Genomic DNA, 17002 nt, shown 5'->3' with positions numbered 1-17002 from the left:
TCGCGGGAGAAACTGCCATGGCAGACATCAGTCTTAAAGCCTTGTTCGGAAAAATGAACAGCCTGTGTTACAAGAGTGCAGAGAGCGCCACCGTATTCTGCAAGATGCGAGGCAACCCGCATGTGGACATCATCCACTTTCTTCATCAGGTTCTGCAACTTCAGGACTCCGACCTGCACCGCATCATTCGCCACTACGAACTCAACCCCTCCAAACTTGCTGCCGACCTGACCGCCACCCTCGACCGACTGCCGCGCGGCGCGTCTTCGCTCTCGGGTTTTTCGAGCGACCTCGAAGAAGCGGTCGAGCGCGGGTGGGTCTATGGCAGTTTGCTCTTCAATGAAGGCGCCGTCCGCACCTCTCACATTGTCCTCGGCATCCTCAAAACCAAGGGCCTTGCGCGAGCACTCATGGCCATCAGCGAAGAGTTCAGCCGCATCAAGCCCGATGATCTCGCTACCAATTATGAAAAGATCGTCGGTGAATCACCCGAATCACGCTTGCGCGCCAGCGATGGTTCGGCCGTCGGTGGTGGGGCGGTCCCGGGTGAAGCTTCGGGCGCGTTGTCCCCCGCACAGATGGGCAAAGAGGAAGCCCTCAAACGCTTCTGCCGCGACATGACCGAAGAAGCTCGCAGCGGAAAGATCGACCCCATCGTCGGGCGCGATGAAGAAACACGCCAGGTCGTCGATATTCTCATGCGCCGCCGACAGAACAACCCGGTTCTCGTCGGCGAGGCCGGTGTCGGCAAGACCGCTGTTGCCGAGGGTTTCGCGCACCGCATCATCGAAGGCGACGTACCCCCGCCGCTCCAGGGAGTGCGGTTGCTCGAGCTCGATGTCTCTGCCCTTCAGGCCGGAGCAAGCATGAAGGGCGAGTTCGAACAACGTCTCAAGCAAGTCATCGAGGAAGTTCAGGCCTCGACAACCCCGACGATTCTCTTCATCGACGAAGTCCATCGCCTTATCGGCGCCGGCGGGCAGGCAGGCACCGGCGATGCGGCACAGCTGCTCAAGCCCGCGCTGGCGCGTGGACTCCTGCGCACCATTGCCGCGACCACCTGGGCCGAATACAAGAAGCACATCGAAAAAGATCCCGCCCTCACGCGGCGTTTCCAGACCGTACTTGTCGATGAGCCCAACGAACACCGCGCGATCCTCATGATGCGCAAGGTCGCCGGGATCTTCGAGAAGCACCATCGCGTGCAGATCCTCGATGAAGCCATCGAGGCAGCCGTTCGGCTCAGTCACCGATACATTCCCGCTCGCCAACTCCCCGACAAATCGGTCAGCCTGCTCGACACAGCCTGCGCTCGCGTCGCGATCGCGCAGCACGCCGTGCCCGCCGAAGTCGATGACACACGCAAACGCATCGCCGCCCTCGAAACCGAACGCGACATTCTCATGCGTGAAGAAGTCGTCGGCATGAACCACAACGACCGCCTTCGCAGCATCGAAGACACCATCGGACTCGAAACCGAGCGCCTCGCCAAGCTCGAAGACAGCTGGAAACAGGAGAAGGGTCTCATCGACCGCATCCTCGCGATCCGCGAGCAACTCCGCGGCCCGACCGGCGCCGAACCTGTCGAAGGCACGCAAAGCAAGGCCGAGAAGGCAGCGAAAACGGCGGTTGTCACCGAAGCCGAACGCACCGGTGCAGGCATTCTTTCGCCTGAAGAACGCACCGCACTGCGCACTGAACTCGAAGCACTCAAGTCGCAACTCGCCGAACTTCAAGGTGACGCCCCCCTCATCCTGCCCGATTGCGATGCCAATGCAATCGCGGCCGTCGTTGCCGACTGGACCGGTATCCCCGTCGGGCGCATGGTCAAGAATGAGATTCAGGCCGTCCTCGATCTCGGTGAAACACTCAACAAGCGTGTCATCGGTCAACGCCACGGCCTCGACGCCATCGCCAAACGCATCCAGACAAGTCGCGCAAGTCTTGACAACCCCAGCAAACCCATCGGCGTGTTCATGCTCGCGGGTCCATCAGGTGTCGGAAAGACCGAGACCGCACTCGCACTTGCCGAGTCGCTCTATGGCGGCGAGCAGAACGTCATCACCATCAACATGTCAGAGTTTCAGGAGTCACACACCGTCAGCACGCTCAAGGGCGCGCCTCCCGGGTATGTCGGTTATGGCGAAGGCGGCATCCTCACCGAAGCTGTCCGTCGCAAGCCTTACTCTGTCGTCCTTCTCGACGAAGTCGAAAAGGCCCACACCGACGTTCACGAGATCTTCTTCCAGGTCTTCGACAAGGGTCAGATGGAAGACGGCGAAGGCCGCCTCATCGACTTCAAGAACACCATCATCCTCCTGACGACCAACGTCGGGTCCGATCTCATCATGAATATGTGCAAGGATCCGGATCTCATGCCCGCGGTCGAAGGTCTCCAGAAGGCGCTCCGCGAGCCCATGCTCAAGGTATTCCCCGCCGCACTTCTCGGGCGTATCACCGTCATTCCCTACTTCCCGCTCAGCCAGGACATGCTCCGCGAAATCACCCGTCTCCAGATGAAGCGAATCCAACGCCGCATCTCCGAAAACCACGGAGCGAAGTTCGATTTCGGCGACGATGTTCTGGATTTGATCGTGAGTCGCTGCTCCGAACTCGAATCCGGAGGCCGCATGATCGACGCCATCCTCACCCAGACCATGCTGCCGGAGATTTCGTCTGCCTTCCTGCATCGAATGATGGAGGGGGCCAAGATCGCTCGGGTGGCTGTTCGGGTCAAGGAGAGCGAGTTTGAATACGAATTCGAGTGAGCAACGGGGCCGGTTTTCGCTTGGAAACTGGCCCAAACCCCGATTGGGCCCAGGAGTCAGCGCATGTCGGTCCAACGAACGCCAGGAGTGATGTGTCAGTGTCAAGCAGGAACACCGGTAGGTAATGGCACGCTTGCTCGCGTCTGGAGTACACGGTCCGGACCCGCTGGCGAAGGTTCATCCGCTCTCTCGGCAGTCAACACCATCATTCGAGCCCTCGAAACTCAGGCACTCGTTTCGATGAGTTGGGATGACATCAAAAACGCCGCTGAACTGGCGCGCGCAACCGAAGGAGCGCGGCCAGCGCTGTCGATTGGAGTGACGCTGTCGCAGGCAGTCTACGCATTCGCTGTCCAACAAGTTGCGACACAATACTTCCACGTTCGAGAGCAAGGCGCGAACCGAGGAAAGGATGTTGAAGGAATACTCTCATCCGCAGGGGGCAGCCCCGGGAATTCGTGGTGCGCAGCCTTTGCATTTCATTGCCATCGCGAGGCAGCAGATTTACTTTGCGCCGATACGACCTGCCCACGAACCACTCGCGCTGTCTTCATGATCTTCGATGGGCGCAAAGCAGGAAATCTCACCTTTCCCAAAAAAAGCGTTCTGGACGGTTCACGCACTCCAATGGCTGGCGATGTGTTTGCGATGGTAAGTAACCCTGTGAACGTTTCAATGCTCAACTCTGGAAAAACTCCCACGATGCTTAACGGCCACGCGGGCCTGGTTGTGTCGTACGACGCTTCTACCCAGACTCTCACAACCATCGAGGGCAACACCGACTCGGGAGGAATCGAAGACGGCGACGGCGTCTACTTGCGCACCGACCGCATGGCCAGTCCGAAACTCTGGGGATTCATGCGACCTCGCCCAGTATGGCTCTCTTGACTACACCTGAGGATCACTCGTAAAGACCAACACGCGATCGATCAACGCTGCACAACGGAGTCACACGACGATGCCCCCCACAATCCTGCCGCAATCTGAACGCAGCATCGCGGTCCAGACCCCGCTTGGCGAAGACAACGTCGCCATCCAATCCATTTATGGCACCGAGGAACTCGGTCGCCTCTTCCAATACGAACTCGAACTCCTCAGCACCGACGACAAAATCGACTTCGACACTCTTCTCGGACAGAACGTCACCGTCCGCATCGGCGTCGGCGAAGACGGACCCGACGTGAGATACGTCAATGGCTACATCAGTCGCGTCAGTCAGCATGAATATCGCAACGGATACGCTGTCTACCGCGCGACCGTGGTCCCGTGGCTGTGGTTCCTCACACGTCAATCAGACTGTGCGATCTTCCAGAACATGACCATCCCCGACATCATCAAAAAGGTGTTCAAGGACGCCGGCTTTACCGACCTCGACGACAAACTCTCCGGCTCCTACGAAGAGCGAGAATACTGCGTCCAGTACCGCGAAACCACCTTCAACTACGTCCAGCGTCTCATGGAGCAGGAAGGTATCTACTACTACTTCAAGCACGAAAACGGCAAGCACACACTCGTACTCTGCGATGGTCACGATTCTCACCCGGAACTCGCCGACGGCTCCGAAATTCCGTATTACCCACCCGACCAGGGCATCCGCGATGAGCAGTACATCCGTTCGTGGTCGCAGCAGAAGCAGGTCCAGTCGCTCGAATATGAACTGGCCGACTTCGACTTCGAGAATCCAACCGCTCCCGTTGTCGCAAAAGCCCGCAAGTCCCGCGATCACGCCAATGGTCCATGGGAGGCCATGTACGACTATCCCGGCGAATATGTCACTGCAACAGAAGCCGAGAACTACGCCACCATTCGCCTCCAGGAACTCCAGGCCCGCTACGCCCAGATCAACGGGCAGTGCGACGTTCTTCGCATGCACGTAGGCGCACGCTTCACACTCACCATCCCGATCGGGGGCCTGCGCGACGATCAAGGCGGCGAATACATCATCGTCTCGTCAGGCCTTCAGGCAAGTCAGGACCTCTTCAGTTCCGGCGACGGCGGCGATGGGCAGGTCTACTCGCTCGGGTTCTCTGTCATCCCGGCAACCGAAGTCTTTCGACCCGCACGCACGACACCAAAACCCATCATCCAAGGCCCGCAGACCGCCATCGTTGCCGGCAAGGATGGTGAGGAAATCTGGACTGACGAGCACGGCCGCGTCAAACTCCAGTTCCATTGGGACCGTTACACCAAGGGCGACGAAAACAGTTCGTGCTGGGTTCGCGTCAGCCAGAACTGGGCTGGCAAGCGATGGGGCGTCTTCTTTCTCCCACGCATCGGTCAGGAAGTCATCGTCGAGTTCCTCGAAGGCGACCCCGACCGCCCCATCATCACCGGGCGCGTCTACAACGGGCAGAACATGCCCCCCTATGAACCCAAATCAATGGGCACCGTCAGCACGATCAAGAGCAGTTCATCAAAAGGCGGAGCAGGGTTCAACGAAATCCGCTTCGAAGACAAAAAGGATGAAGAGCAGTTCTTTATTCACGCTCAGAAGAACCTCGACATCCGCGTCCTCAACGATCGCTTCGAAACAATCATGAACGATCGGCACCTCGTTGTCGAGAACGACAAGTTCGAACACATCAAGAACAACCGCGACGAGATTGTCGGTGCTGACCACAAGGAAAAGATCGAAAAGGACCGCCATCTCCTCGTCGAAGGCAATGATTCGACCAAAGTTGTCGGCGAGCAGACCCTCGAAGTCGACGCCGATGTTCACCAGGTTTTCGGCGCAAACATTTCGACCGAAGTCACGGACCAATCTTCGCTCGTCGCCGACACCGCCGTCATCAAGTGTGCCACCAACATCACCCTCAAGGTCGGCGAGTCATACATCGCCATTCAGTCCGACGGCATCAAGATCGCCACCAACGGGCAGATCGTCCTCGAAGCCAATGGCGACATCGCCGTCACCTCGAAGACCGGTGCCGTCAGTCTCGAAGCAACCGCTGGTGACTTGACTGGAAAGGGTGGAATCAACCTCGCTCTCGAAGGCACCGCCACGGCCGAATTGAAATCACTCTCGACCACCGTCGACGGATCGGCAATGACGACAATCAGCGGCGGCGTTGTCATGATCAACTAGCTCGGAGAAGAAGATGACTCCCAAGGACCCCATCGCACCAAGCCCAATCTCGGCTGCCGAAGCCCAAGCCGCTGAGGAAGCAGATAACGCAGACCCCGGAAAAGTCTCCGAGGTCAAGGCACGTCAACGCGAACTCAAGGAAGGCAAGTACGGCAAAGAAAAAGTCAAGCCCCTCCAGCCCCCCGAAGATCCCGAAGACGCAAAGAATCTTGTCTGGATCGAGATCGAACTCGTCGGCGAAGATGACAAGCCAATCCCCGGCGAGCGCTACCGCATCACCGCGCCCGACGGACGCGTCGCCGAAGGCACACTCAATGGCGATGGCTTCGCTCGCGTCAACAACCTCGAACCCGGTACGTGCAAAATCACGTTTCCAAAACTCGATAAGGACGCCTGGGAGCCCGCATGAGCAACCCTCACGCATCGCCCTCCATTGCGGCTCGACATCTTGCTTCGTAGCCGCAAACTAGAAAGTCACGAACCTTGGAAACTTTGAGGAGTCTTGCCCGATGCCTACCGAAGCTCAATACAACTCCCCCGTTGGCTCGGGATCTCACGTTGTTCGCCATGGCGAATGCGTCCAGAGCATTGCCGAGCATTACGGCCATTTCTGGGAAAAACTCTGGAACCTCGCCGACAACCGCGAACTTCGTGACATCCGCAAGGATCCCAATACCCTGCTGCCCAGCGACCGCATCACAATTCCAGACATCGAAATCAAGGAAGAATCTCGCGCGACCGAAGCAAGGCATCGCTTTCGTCGCAAAGGTGTCCCCGGCAAACTCAAGATCCGACTTCTCGACGATGGTCAGCCGCGCAAATTCATCGCATATCGGCTTGTGGTCGACGCACAGATCATCGAAGGCAAGACCGATGGCGATGGATTCCTCGAACACTTCATTCCCGTCGACGCCAGCCAGGGCGAACTGATCGTTGATCGCGATGACGGCGGAAACGACCACTACCACTTCGTATTCGGCACGCTCGCACCGATTGATACCGAGATCGGCCAAAAACGCCGCCTGCAAAACCTCGGATACGACCTCGCCGACTTCTCAGTCGCGATCAAGAACTTTCAGCACGACCACTCCATCGAGGAAACCGGAGCCATGAACGACGAAGTGAAGTCGAAACTGAAGGAGGTCTCCGGACAATGAGCGGATTCAGCGCTTTCATATCCAGACTCTTTCGTGAGGCGACGGGTCATAACACCCTCAACACGCCCACCGTCCCCATCATCTTTCAAAGAGCACCCGGCGTCGCCACAGGCAACGATCGAGGCATCTCCGGCATGGATTTTCGCGTGACCTCCGGAGGCAGCGTCGTCCAGACAGGCCGCACACCAGCCGATGGCCGGATCATCGTCAGGCTCCCGGGCGGGCGCGCAACCCTGGAAATCCTTCACAACGGCAATCCGGTCGCCACCTACGACGTCCGCGTGCGATCCGCTGCCCTCGAAGCCGACAACACAATTCCCGGCGTTCAGCGCCGCCTGCGCATGCTCGGCCATCAACTGGGTCATGACGGTCCCGATGCCGACGGCATCACATCCGATATCACGAAACTCACCGACCGAGCCATTCTCGACTTCCAGATCGATCAAAAGCTCGCTTTCGACGGCCACGCCTCGGGCACCACCATCACCAACCTCAACACCGCCGTCAACGCAATCCCTTGATCCACATCGCTCGCTCGTCAGCACATCGAACTGACAATCAGAAGGAACTCGAATGATCAGATTGAACGTGATCCAGGATAAGCAGATCGTCGTGCCACTCCGGTTTCGGCGAGCCAGCGATGTCGATGCAGAACGCGAGTTCCCCGAGATCGACGACCGTGGCTATCACATGGGCACTCGCGCCGGCACATGGGGTCAATCCAAGGCCCGTGGACCAATGGTCGGACTCACGACAGGATTCCCCGTCACCGTTCGCCTTCTTCGCGAGGACATCGACATAGGCGCGCCGCTCTTCGCAAAAAGCACCGACACCGCCGTCGTCAAGATCGTCGAACCCGCAAACGGAGGCCCGATCCCAGCATCCGGTGACTTCAAAATCCTCGGCGTGGCCGACTACGCCAATCGACCCGTCTCTGTTGAGATTCGCCTGGGTAGCACCACAGGCCCAGTGCTCGCCGAGATTGAGCCTCATATCTTCACCCCCAAAAAAGTCAAACTCGTCGTACACAATGTTCGCGTTGACGATGCCTCCGGCTCGGGCACACGTGCCACGTTGCCCATCGCACAAATGGCTCAGCGCGTTCGCGCAATCTGGTGGCCCGCAGGACTCGACATGGAGCACGATCCCGCCGCACGCCCAGATCAGGACAACAACATCACGCTCGCCGTCAAGGACGAGGTCAAACTCTTCGGCGGCGGGTTCGGCGAAGTGCCCGAACTCCTCCGCAGGCACAGTGTGCTTGATGACAAAGTTCACCTCTTCATCATCAACCGCTTTGCACCCAACCCCGCCGCGCCTGACACAACCACCGTCGGGCTAGGCATCACGCCTGATCTCGCGACGCAACTCGGTTGCCCCCCCGGTATTTTCGTCACCTCCCAAGGCGTTGTCGGCAACAACGCCGCTGTCGAACTCCGCGCCCGGACCATCGCCCATGAGATCGGCCACTTTCTCACTCTCGAACACGTCCACCGCCGAAACTCCGACAATCCCGCAGGCGATACCTGCTCCAGGCGGCATCTCATGTATCCCCTTTCCAACATCGCAGCCGAAGTCACGCCACGAACTCTCACCAGCGACCATCGATTCAACGACAATGGTTACGGCAATCGAGTCCGCGGCTGGATGCTCACACTCAAGAATCTCGACCACCACGAAACCGACGACGAAGTCGCCAAGGCACGCCGGCGAGCCTTGGCAGTCCAGGGCGGACGATGGAGTTGAAGGTCTATGAGCCGCACCGCCTCAGTCTTGCTCGCTGTTTTCATCGCACTTGCCGGGTGCGAGCAGTCGACGCCCAACCCCGATGGACCTGCGCCGCTGCGCGATTCCGTTTCGCCCAATGCATCCTCAGCCACACCCGCACCTGAGCAGTCGCCCCCGACTGCGGAGACCACCATGAGCACCCAAGAGTTGATCTCACTGATCCGCGCAGGGTACGACGATCGCGCCATCACCATGGCGTCGGCATCAGGACCAGGCGTCTTTGATTCCGTTCAGCCTCTGCTGGGCGATTCATCGCCTCAAGTCCGCGCCATCAGCCTGCGTGTGCTCGACGCGGCCGACGCTCAGCGCGCCCAGCCTCTGGCTGTCCAATCCCTCTCCGACCCATCCGACGACGTCAAGACTTTCGCCGTCGCCATCTTGCGACCCAACCCGCCTGCCGGAATCATGGCGCATTTGCTCAGCGCCTACGCCACCGCCAGAGAACCCGCCCTGCGAGGGCAGATCGCGCTCCTTGCCGGACGAGTTACACCTACTGAAGCCATCGACGCATGGCGCATGCACTGGGCAAGCGAAACCGATCCGTACACCAAGGAAGATATTGCCAAAGCACTGGCCCGCATGGGAGACGAACCCGCCCGCAAGGATTTCGTCGCAACCATGAATGCTGCCCAGGGACGCAAAGCCTTCGACACCATTCGCGGCACTGTATATTTCGAGGATAATTGGATCATCCCTCACCTCATTCCCTTGCTTTCTCGCCGCGATGTCGCTCTGCATCTGGCCGCGGATTTCCCCGACACGCACCCCTTCCGCGTCTGTGATGTCGCGCTCGAAGCCATCCTCGCCCTCACCGGCGAGCAGGTCAAGTTCCAGACGCCACGCCCGACCCAGTATTCCGATTCCGAAATCGCAGCCGTCGCTGCCATCGCCAGAAAGCACTCGCCCTGATCGGTCCGTGAATGGACGTCCAGCGTCTACGATTGAGCCGACTTCGCTCCTTTTTTGCATTCATTTGCACGACGCGCTTGCCGAAGCCACTGCGCGCGCAAAGAATCAATCCCGTTCGGAGTCGTGTGATTCAGGACACCTGAGCGGTTCACACCCACTCCAATCACGATTTGTGAATATCCCCGAATCCACACGGGGCAGTTCGTCTTTTTTGGTACACCGTCAACGGAGGCCACCACGCATGAACAGGCAGACCGCAGTCAATCGGGCAGTTGATGAGTCCATCCACTGGCGAGAACGCGCACGTCGCGTCAATGGCGACCAACGCGCCGATCAGGTCTTCGGGGCCGATGTCTTCGGCCTCCAGGCCATGCGAGAACGCCTCCCAAAGCCCATCTTCAAATCCCTCCTTCGCACCATCGAGCATGGCGAGCCCCTCGACCCAACTGTGGCCGATGCCGTCGCTGCCGCAATGAAGGACTGGGCAGTCGCCAGTGGCGTCACCCACTACACCCACTGGTTCCAGCCCCTCACAGGCTCCACCGCTGAGAAGCACGAATCCCTCATCATTCCCGATGACTCCGGACGTGCGATCTATGGCCTGTCAGGTTCAGAACTCATCCAGAGCGAGCCCGATGCTTCCAGTTTCCCCTCCGGCGGACTTCGCGCCACATTCGAAGCACGCGGCTACACCGCATGGGATCCCTCAAGCCCCGCATTCATCGTCCGAGGCAGCCATTCCCCGACGTTGTGCATTCCTACCGCCTTTGTCTCTTGGACCGGCGAAGCACTCGACAAGAAAACACCCCTGCTGCGCTCAATCGATGCCCTCAGTCAGCAGGCAAAACGCATCCTGGCGATCTTCGGCACCGATGTCGGGGTCTCGCGCGTCTACACCACCCTCGGCTCCGAACAGGAATACTTCCTCATCGACGCAAACCTTTACCACGCCCGACCTGATCTCATGTCCTGCAATCGCACCCTTTTCGGGTGTCGTCCGCCCAAGGGGCAGCAGCTCGCTGACCACTACTTCGGGTCTATCCCCGAGCGCGTTCTGGCGTTCATGGACGAAGTCGAATACGAACTGCACCGCCTTGGTGTCCCGATCAAGACTCGTCACAACGAAGTCGCCCCAGCCCAGTATGAACTCGCTCCAATCTTCGAAGAGACCAATGTCGCCTGTGACCATCAGATGCTGGTGATGGAAACGCTTACTCGCGTAGCCCCTCGTTTCGGGTTGCGCACATTGATGCACGAAAAGCCCTTTTCCGGGGTGAATGGTTCGGGCAAGCACAACAACTGGTCCATGACCACCGATACCGGGGTCAACCTCCTCGACCCGCGCGACGACACCCACACCAACATGCAGTTTATGGTCTTCCTCTGCGCTGTCATTCGGGCTGTCGATATGCACGCCGATCTGCTGCGCGCGTCGATCGCCAGCGCTGGCAACGATCATCGGCTTGGTGCCAACGAAGCGCCTCCAGCCATCATGTCAATCTTCCTGGGCGAAATGCTCACCGACATTATCGATCAGATCGAACGAGGCGATACCAGTCGCACAATCAAGGGCGGCGCAATCAACCTTGGCGCGCGCACACTGCCGAACATTCCAAGGCACGCTGGCGATCGCAATCGCACCAGTCCCTTTGCATTTACTGGCAACAAGTTCGAGTTTCGTGCTGTCGGATCTACGGCTTCAGTCGCGTGGCCCAACACGGTCATCAACGTCATCGTCGCTGAGGCGCTCGATCACATCGCGACCGAACTTGAGAAACAACTCGGTGCCAAGCCATCCGAAGCCAAACTGGAGCAGACTGTCAAGAAACTGCTCAAGTCGCTGGTGACTGAACACAAGCGGATCATTTTCAACGGCGACAACTACACCACCGAATGGCACGAAGAGGCTGCCCGACGGGGATTGCCCAATCTCAAGAACTCGGTCGAGGCGATTCCGGTCCTGCGCAGCCGCGAGTCGGTCGCGTTGTTCAAGAAGTACGGCGTGCTGACCAAGCCTGAATTGGAAAGTCGCGTGACAATTCTGATGGAGAAGTACGCCAAGACCTGCCTGATCGAGGCCGAGCAGATGTTGACGATTGCGCGGACGCTGATCCTGCCCGCAGCACTTGAGCACCAGTCACGGGTGGCGGAGGCTGTGGCCGCGACAGAGGGGGCAGGAGTCGATTGCGATGCCTCTCGTGCGGCCCTGGCAGATTTTGTCGAGATGACCACCCAGTTGCAGGTAATCCTGACAAGTCTGAGCTCGGCTCTCGAACGCGAGTTCGACCTCGAAGAGAAGCCCCAGCCGGCGGCCGAGTACATCAAGTCCAAGATCCACCCCATTTTGGGTGATTTACGAGAGATTGTGGACGAGCTGGAGAAAGTGGTCGCAGACGACCTTTGGCCACTGCCTACTTACCGCGAGCTCATGTCCATCCGGTGAACACCCCTTTTCGATAGATATTTCATACAGATCTGTCAGGAAGAGTTGCAAATGACGCTACTTACTGTAGTGGGGTCGTTTTCCTGATCTGGTCTACTTCTGGGGAAGAAGACGGATTTAGGCGGTTGAGCCCCACGAAGTGGGGGTGCAGCCGATGGCACCGGTATTGTGTGTAATGTTTGCGGGGGCACACCGGATGATCTTGGATTGCCTTCGGCGGTGTCTGGCGCAAGAGCCGGACATGCGCATTGTGGGTGAACCGACAGCATTTGAGAGCATGATCGACGCGGCTGTCGAGTTGAAGCCGGATGTGTTGGCCATCGACCTTCACTCAATGGAGTCGGACATCATTGATCTGATGGAGGAAGTCTCCGAACTACTCCCATCGCTTCGGATTGTGGTGTGTACTTCGAGTGAGGACAGGTTCACCAATGATTCGTTGCTCAATGCCGGGGCATCGCAGGTTGTGACCAAGTCTGAACCTCTCGAGTCGCTCATTCGGTCTATCCGGGGGCGTGCAACGGTGCCTTTGCCCGCCATGTCGAATGTGCCAGTGTCGGCCGATGGGCTGACGCACAACGGGCACATTCTGTCAGACGATCATGCAGCCCTTGCCCGATTGACGCCACGCGAGATCGAGGTTTTGAGGCTGATTGGCGAGGGGCAGTCACGGCTTCAGATTGCCGAGGTCATCTTCCGCAGTCCCAAGACGGTTGATGCTCATCGGGGTTCGATCATGGACAAGATTGGGGTACGGGATCGGGCGCATCTGGTGCGTTTTGCGATTCGCGTCGGGCTGGTGACGCCCTGAAGATCTTGCGGGAATCTTGACGAACAGCCCATGATTCTGTAGTCTGGTCGTGTGAAGCAAGCCGATCACGATTGCATGCGGTCGTCTGATGTTGTGGTTGCGCCTCGCGATTTCCTGGGAATGTCAGGTATTTCCGGACTTTGGGCCGGGGCGATGGTGTGCATGCTGATCGCCAGTGGGGGGGTAATGCTCGGCCTGGCGTGGTGGTCGCCTGAGAACCGGGCGGAGCCGATCGCACAGCCGGACATTCAGGCGATTGAACTTGAGAGGCGTCTGGCTGAAGACGTCGGGCCGATTCTTGAAGCGTACTGCGTTTCCTGTCACTCGGGTGCTAAGTCCAAGGGCGGCGTCGACCTGAGCGCAGTGCGCACGATCAAGGACATTCTGGCGTCATCGGGCGATCTTGCGATGGTGCGAGAGATGGTGAGCACGCATGAGATGCCGCCGGCGGATGAAGAGGAACCGAGCAGCCATGAGAGGCTGATCGTGGTGCAATGGCTCGATGACGCACTGGCGTATATTCCGCCGGATGCCAAGATCGATCCTGGATGGTTCACGATTCATCGCCTGAATCGAACAGAGTATCGAAACACGCTGCGCGATCTGCTGGGGATCGACCCGGGCGAGGTTGATCTGGCAGCCAGATTGCCGCGTGACGACACCGGGTATGGGCTCGACAACATCGCGGACGTGCTGAGCGTTTCGCCGCTCGCGATCGAGCAGTATCTCGAAGCCTCGGAGCGTGCGATTGATCTCGCACTGGGTCGAATCGTGGAGATTGGCAGCAAGCCAGTGCCCGTGCGACCTTTGCGAGGCACGGCCAACGGTCAGCCTCAACGGCAAGGCGGATTCTTGTTGTTTTCGAACGGGGCGGTGCAGGGGACGCATGAGTTTGGCGCCACGGGCGAGTACGAGATTCGCCTGAGCGCGTGGGAGACAAAAGCGGGCGACGAGCACGCGAGGCTGAGTGTGCGTGTTGACGGACGCGAAGTGGGTGCGTTTTCGATCTCGGGCACGCAAGCGGAGCCTGAGGAAGTTTCGATGCGTGTGCGGGTTCGTGGCGGCTTGCGAACAGTGTCGGGTTTCTTCACGAACGACTATTGGGTGCCCAACGTCGCGGACCGGAATCTTGCGATCGAGTGGATCACTGTGGCGGGGCCTCTGGATGAGGAGACGACGCAGAGGCCTCAGGCGTGGCGTTCGATCTTTGGGCCGCATCGCGCGATCGAGGATGAAGCGGAGCGTGCGAGAGCAATTCTCCTGGCGTTTGCGACGCGCGCGTATCGCAGGCCTGCGACGGCGGACGATGTGCAAGCACTGATGTCGCTGTATGAGCAGTCGCGTGCGGGCGGCGAAGGGTTTGAGTCGGCGGTGCGGCTCGCGTTGACGGCTTGCCTTGTTTCGCCGCACTTTTTGTATCGTGCGGTGGACAATCCTGACGCTGATAATGTGTCGCATGTGCATCGCCTGACGGGCACTGAACTGGCGAGTCGGTTGTCGTACTTTCTCTGGAGCAGCATGCCTGACGAGGAGTTGATGGCAGCGGCCATCGATGGCTCGCTGTTGGAAGACGATACGCTGCGAAGTCAGGTACGCCGAATGCTGGCGGATTCGAAGTCGAGTGTGTTCTGCGAGAACTTTGCCGGGCAGTGGCTGCATCTGCGGTCGCTCGACGAGATGGCGATGGATACGAGTCGGTTTCCGGAGTTTGACGACGAGTTGCGTTCGGCTATGAAGTCAGAAGCGACCATGTTCTTTGCCGATGTGTTGAAGCATGATCGGAGCGTGCTGAACTTCATCGACTCGGACATGGTATTTGTCAACGATCGGCTCGCTGCGCTGTACGGGATCGAGGGCGTCGAGGGGCGCGAGATGCGGCGTGTCGAACTCGGCGCAACTTCGCAGCGAGGGGGCGTGCTGACGATGGGTGCGGTGCTGACGGTCACGAGCAATCCGACACGGACGAGCCCGGTCAAGCGTGGGTTGTATGTGCTGGATCAGATTCTGGGCATGCCGCCACCTCCGCCTCCCGCCGACATTCCGCCGCTCGAACAGGCGGCCCTTGCGGCTGCGGGTCCGGGTCTGCGTGAACAACTGGCGGCGCATGTTGCCAATCCGACGTGCGCGGTCTGCCACAATCGGCTCGACCCGCTGGGGCTGGCGTTCGAGAATTTCGACGCGATCGGGCGCTGGCGCACGCACGACGAGGACAGGCCGATCGACGCGAGCGGGACGCTGCCCGGCGGGGTCAGGATCGATGGCGCAGCGGATCTGAAGCGGATTCTGCTCGAACGTGATGAGCAGTTCATCGAGAATCTGAGCGGGACGGTGCTGATGTATGCGATCGGTCGCGGGCTTGAGCCTTTTGATCGACCCGCAGTTCGGCAGATTGCGCGCCAGGCGCGTGCGTCGGGCGACACGCTGGGCGCGATCATCGAGGCGGTGGTGTTGAGTGAGACATTTGGCTCGTGTCGAGGAAGGGAGCAGGCACCATGAATAACGGCATTTCACGTCGAACGGTGTTGCGAGGCTTGGGCGTCACGATGGCGCTGCCGTATCTCGAAGCGATGGGTGGGCTGGGGCGCAGCGCGCGAGCGGCGGTGGGTGCGACGGGTACACCGGCTGCGGCTCCTGTGCGCATGGCGTGCATTTTCATGCCCAATGGTGTGAACTATGCGCATTGGGCGCCCAAGGGTGCCGGGCGCGAATTCATGCTCTCGCCAACGCTCGAACCTCTGGCGGGCGTGCGCGAGCATATCAATGTCCTGACTGGTCTGACGCTTGACAAGGCGCGTGCCAATGGCGATGGGCCTGGCGATCATGCGCGTTCGAGTGCGTCGTTCCTGACCGGGCATCAGGCTCGCAAGACCGCGGGCAACGATATTCGCATTGGCGTGAGCGTCGATCAGTTTGCTGCGAGGCAGATTGGGGAGCGAACACGGCTGCCCTCGATCGAGATCGGATGCGAGAACGGACCGGCAGCGGGCAACTGCGATTCGGGGTATTCGTGTGCGTACACGTCGAATATCTCGTGGCGAGCCGAGGACACGCCGGTCCCGAAGTTGATCGATCCTGCAGCGGTTTTCGAGAGGCTGTTCGGGGACGCCAGCGAGGCTTCGGCGCGCGAAGCGAGATTGAGCCGACGGCAGAGCATTCTGGATTTTGTGCTCGATGATGCGAAGAGGCTCGAAGGCTCGCTCGGCGTGAATGATCGAAGAAAGCTCGATCAGTTTCAATCATCGGTGCGAGAGATCGAGCAGCGTGTCGAGCGGGCGAGGGCTGAATCGGGCGAGGTGGCGATGCCGGATGTCGCGGCGCCGATGGGGATTCCACGCCGATTTGGCGAGCATATTGATCTGATGTATGACATGATGCTGCTGGCCTTTCAGATGGATGTCACGCGCATCAGCACATTCATGCTCGGTGTGGATGGCTCGAACCGCACGCTGCCTGAGATCGGCATCAACGAGGGGCACCACCATCTCTCGCACCATCAGAATAACGAGGAGATGATCGAGAAGATTCGGCGCATCGATCGGTTCTATGTCGAGCGATTCGGGCACTTCATCGCGAAACTTTCGCAGACGCCCGAGGGGGAAGGGACGCTGCTGGACAACTCGATGATTCTTTTCGGCTGTGGCATCAGCGATGGTAATCGGCATAACCATGAAGACCTGCCGATCATACTTGCCGGGCGAGGGGGCGGGACGATTGACACGGGGCGGGTGGTCGGGTTCAAGCGAGAGACGCCGCTGTGCAATCTGTATATGTCGATGCTGGATCGGATGGGGTGCGAGGTCGAGAGTTTCGGCGACTCGACGGGGCCACTGGGAGGGCTGACGGCCTAGCGGCGTTTGCGATTGTTGCGGGGGCGCGAGTCGCGGCGCGAGCCGGTTTTTTTGGGCGTGTGCCGTTTGGCGAGCACGAGTACGACGAGCATGATCGCGGGAATGATCAGCAGCACACCCACGAGCCCGAGGATGACCAGCAGCATGTCAAAGCTTGGTCCGCCCATACGACGGGATTATACCAGAACGTACA

General features: G+C 59.3%; 13 protein-coding genes. 12 read left to right on the top strand and 1 reads right to left on the bottom strand.

The window, feature by feature from the left end:
• Positions 1–17: 17 nt before the first annotated feature.
• The 12 genes from tssH (at position 18) to KF757_07090 (ending at position 16809) form a co-directional block, all read left to right on the top strand.
• Positions 18–2768 carry a type VI secretion system ATPase TssH gene (gene tssH, locus KF757_07145; GenBank protein ID MBX3322751.1) on the top strand — a complete coding sequence of 917 codons (2751 nt, stop codon included), beginning with the start codon at positions 18–20 and terminating at the stop codon, positions 2766–2768.
• A 63-nt stretch (positions 2769–2831) separates the two neighbouring features.
• Positions 2832–3656 (top strand): hypothetical protein, encoded by an 825-nt coding sequence (locus KF757_07140; protein MBX3322750.1) that lies wholly within the window; start codon positions 2832–2834, stop codon positions 3654–3656.
• 70 nt (positions 3657–3726) lie between these two features.
• Complete coding sequence (locus tag KF757_07135) at positions 3727–5853, top strand: type VI secretion system tip protein VgrG (protein MBX3322749.1); 2127 nt, start codon at positions 3727–3729, stop codon at positions 5851–5853.
• Between the two features lie 13 nt (positions 5854–5866).
• Positions 5867–6262, top strand: coding sequence for a hypothetical protein (locus KF757_07130; GenBank protein MBX3322748.1), 396 nt, complete (start codon positions 5867–5869; stop codon positions 6260–6262).
• A gap of 100 nt (positions 6263–6362) precedes the next feature.
• Entirely contained in the window at positions 6363–7010 is a 648-nt protein-coding gene (locus tag KF757_07125; GenBank protein MBX3322747.1) for a hypothetical protein, read from the top strand.
• Positions 7007–7531 (top strand): hypothetical protein, encoded by a 525-nt coding sequence (locus tag KF757_07120; GenBank protein ID MBX3322746.1) that lies wholly within the window; start codon positions 7007–7009, stop codon positions 7529–7531. Before KF757_07125 ends, KF757_07120 begins: the two co-directional genes overlap by 4 nt.
• 52 nt (positions 7532–7583) lie before the next feature.
• A complete protein-coding gene (locus tag KF757_07115; protein ID MBX3322745.1) occupies positions 7584–8756 on the top strand; it encodes a hypothetical protein in 1173 nt (390 codons plus the stop codon).
• A gap of 6 nt (positions 8757–8762) precedes the next feature.
• The gene (locus KF757_07110) at positions 8763–9707 is read left to right on the top strand and encodes a hypothetical protein (GenBank protein ID MBX3322744.1); all 945 of its coding nucleotides are present in this window, start codon (positions 8763–8765) and stop codon (positions 9705–9707) included.
• Between the two features lie 241 nt (positions 9708–9948).
• On the top strand, positions 9949–12150 hold the full coding sequence (locus KF757_07105) for a glutamine synthetase III (protein MBX3322743.1): 2202 nt from the start codon (positions 9949–9951) through the stop codon (positions 12148–12150).
• A 196-nt stretch (positions 12151–12346) separates the two neighbouring features.
• Complete coding sequence (locus KF757_07100; protein MBX3322742.1) at positions 12347–12961, top strand: response regulator transcription factor; 615 nt, start codon at positions 12347–12349, stop codon at positions 12959–12961.
• A gap of 120 nt (positions 12962–13081) precedes the next feature.
• Positions 13082–15457, top strand: coding sequence for a DUF1592 domain-containing protein (locus KF757_07095; protein ID MBX3322741.1), 2376 nt, complete (start codon positions 13082–13084; stop codon positions 15455–15457).
• Positions 15454–16809: a DUF1552 domain-containing protein gene (locus KF757_07090; protein ID MBX3322740.1), complete on the top strand. Its 1356-nt coding sequence runs from the start codon at positions 15454–15456 to the stop codon at positions 16807–16809. The genes KF757_07095 and KF757_07090 overlap by 4 nt, the downstream gene beginning before the upstream one ends.
• Here the strand turns inward: KF757_07090 and KF757_07085 are convergent.
• Complete coding sequence (locus tag KF757_07085) at positions 16806–16976, bottom strand: hypothetical protein (GenBank protein MBX3322739.1); 171 nt, start codon at positions 16974–16976, stop codon at positions 16806–16808. The two genes, KF757_07090 and KF757_07085, sit on opposite strands and share 4 nt — an antisense overlap.
• Positions 16977–17002 lie beyond the last annotated feature (26 nt).

It is taken from the genome of Phycisphaeraceae bacterium (assembly GCA_019636795.1).
GTDB lineage: Bacteria > Planctomycetota > Phycisphaerae > Phycisphaerales > UBA1924 > JAHBWW01.
This window is presented reverse-complemented; position numbering and strand designations above follow the sequence as displayed.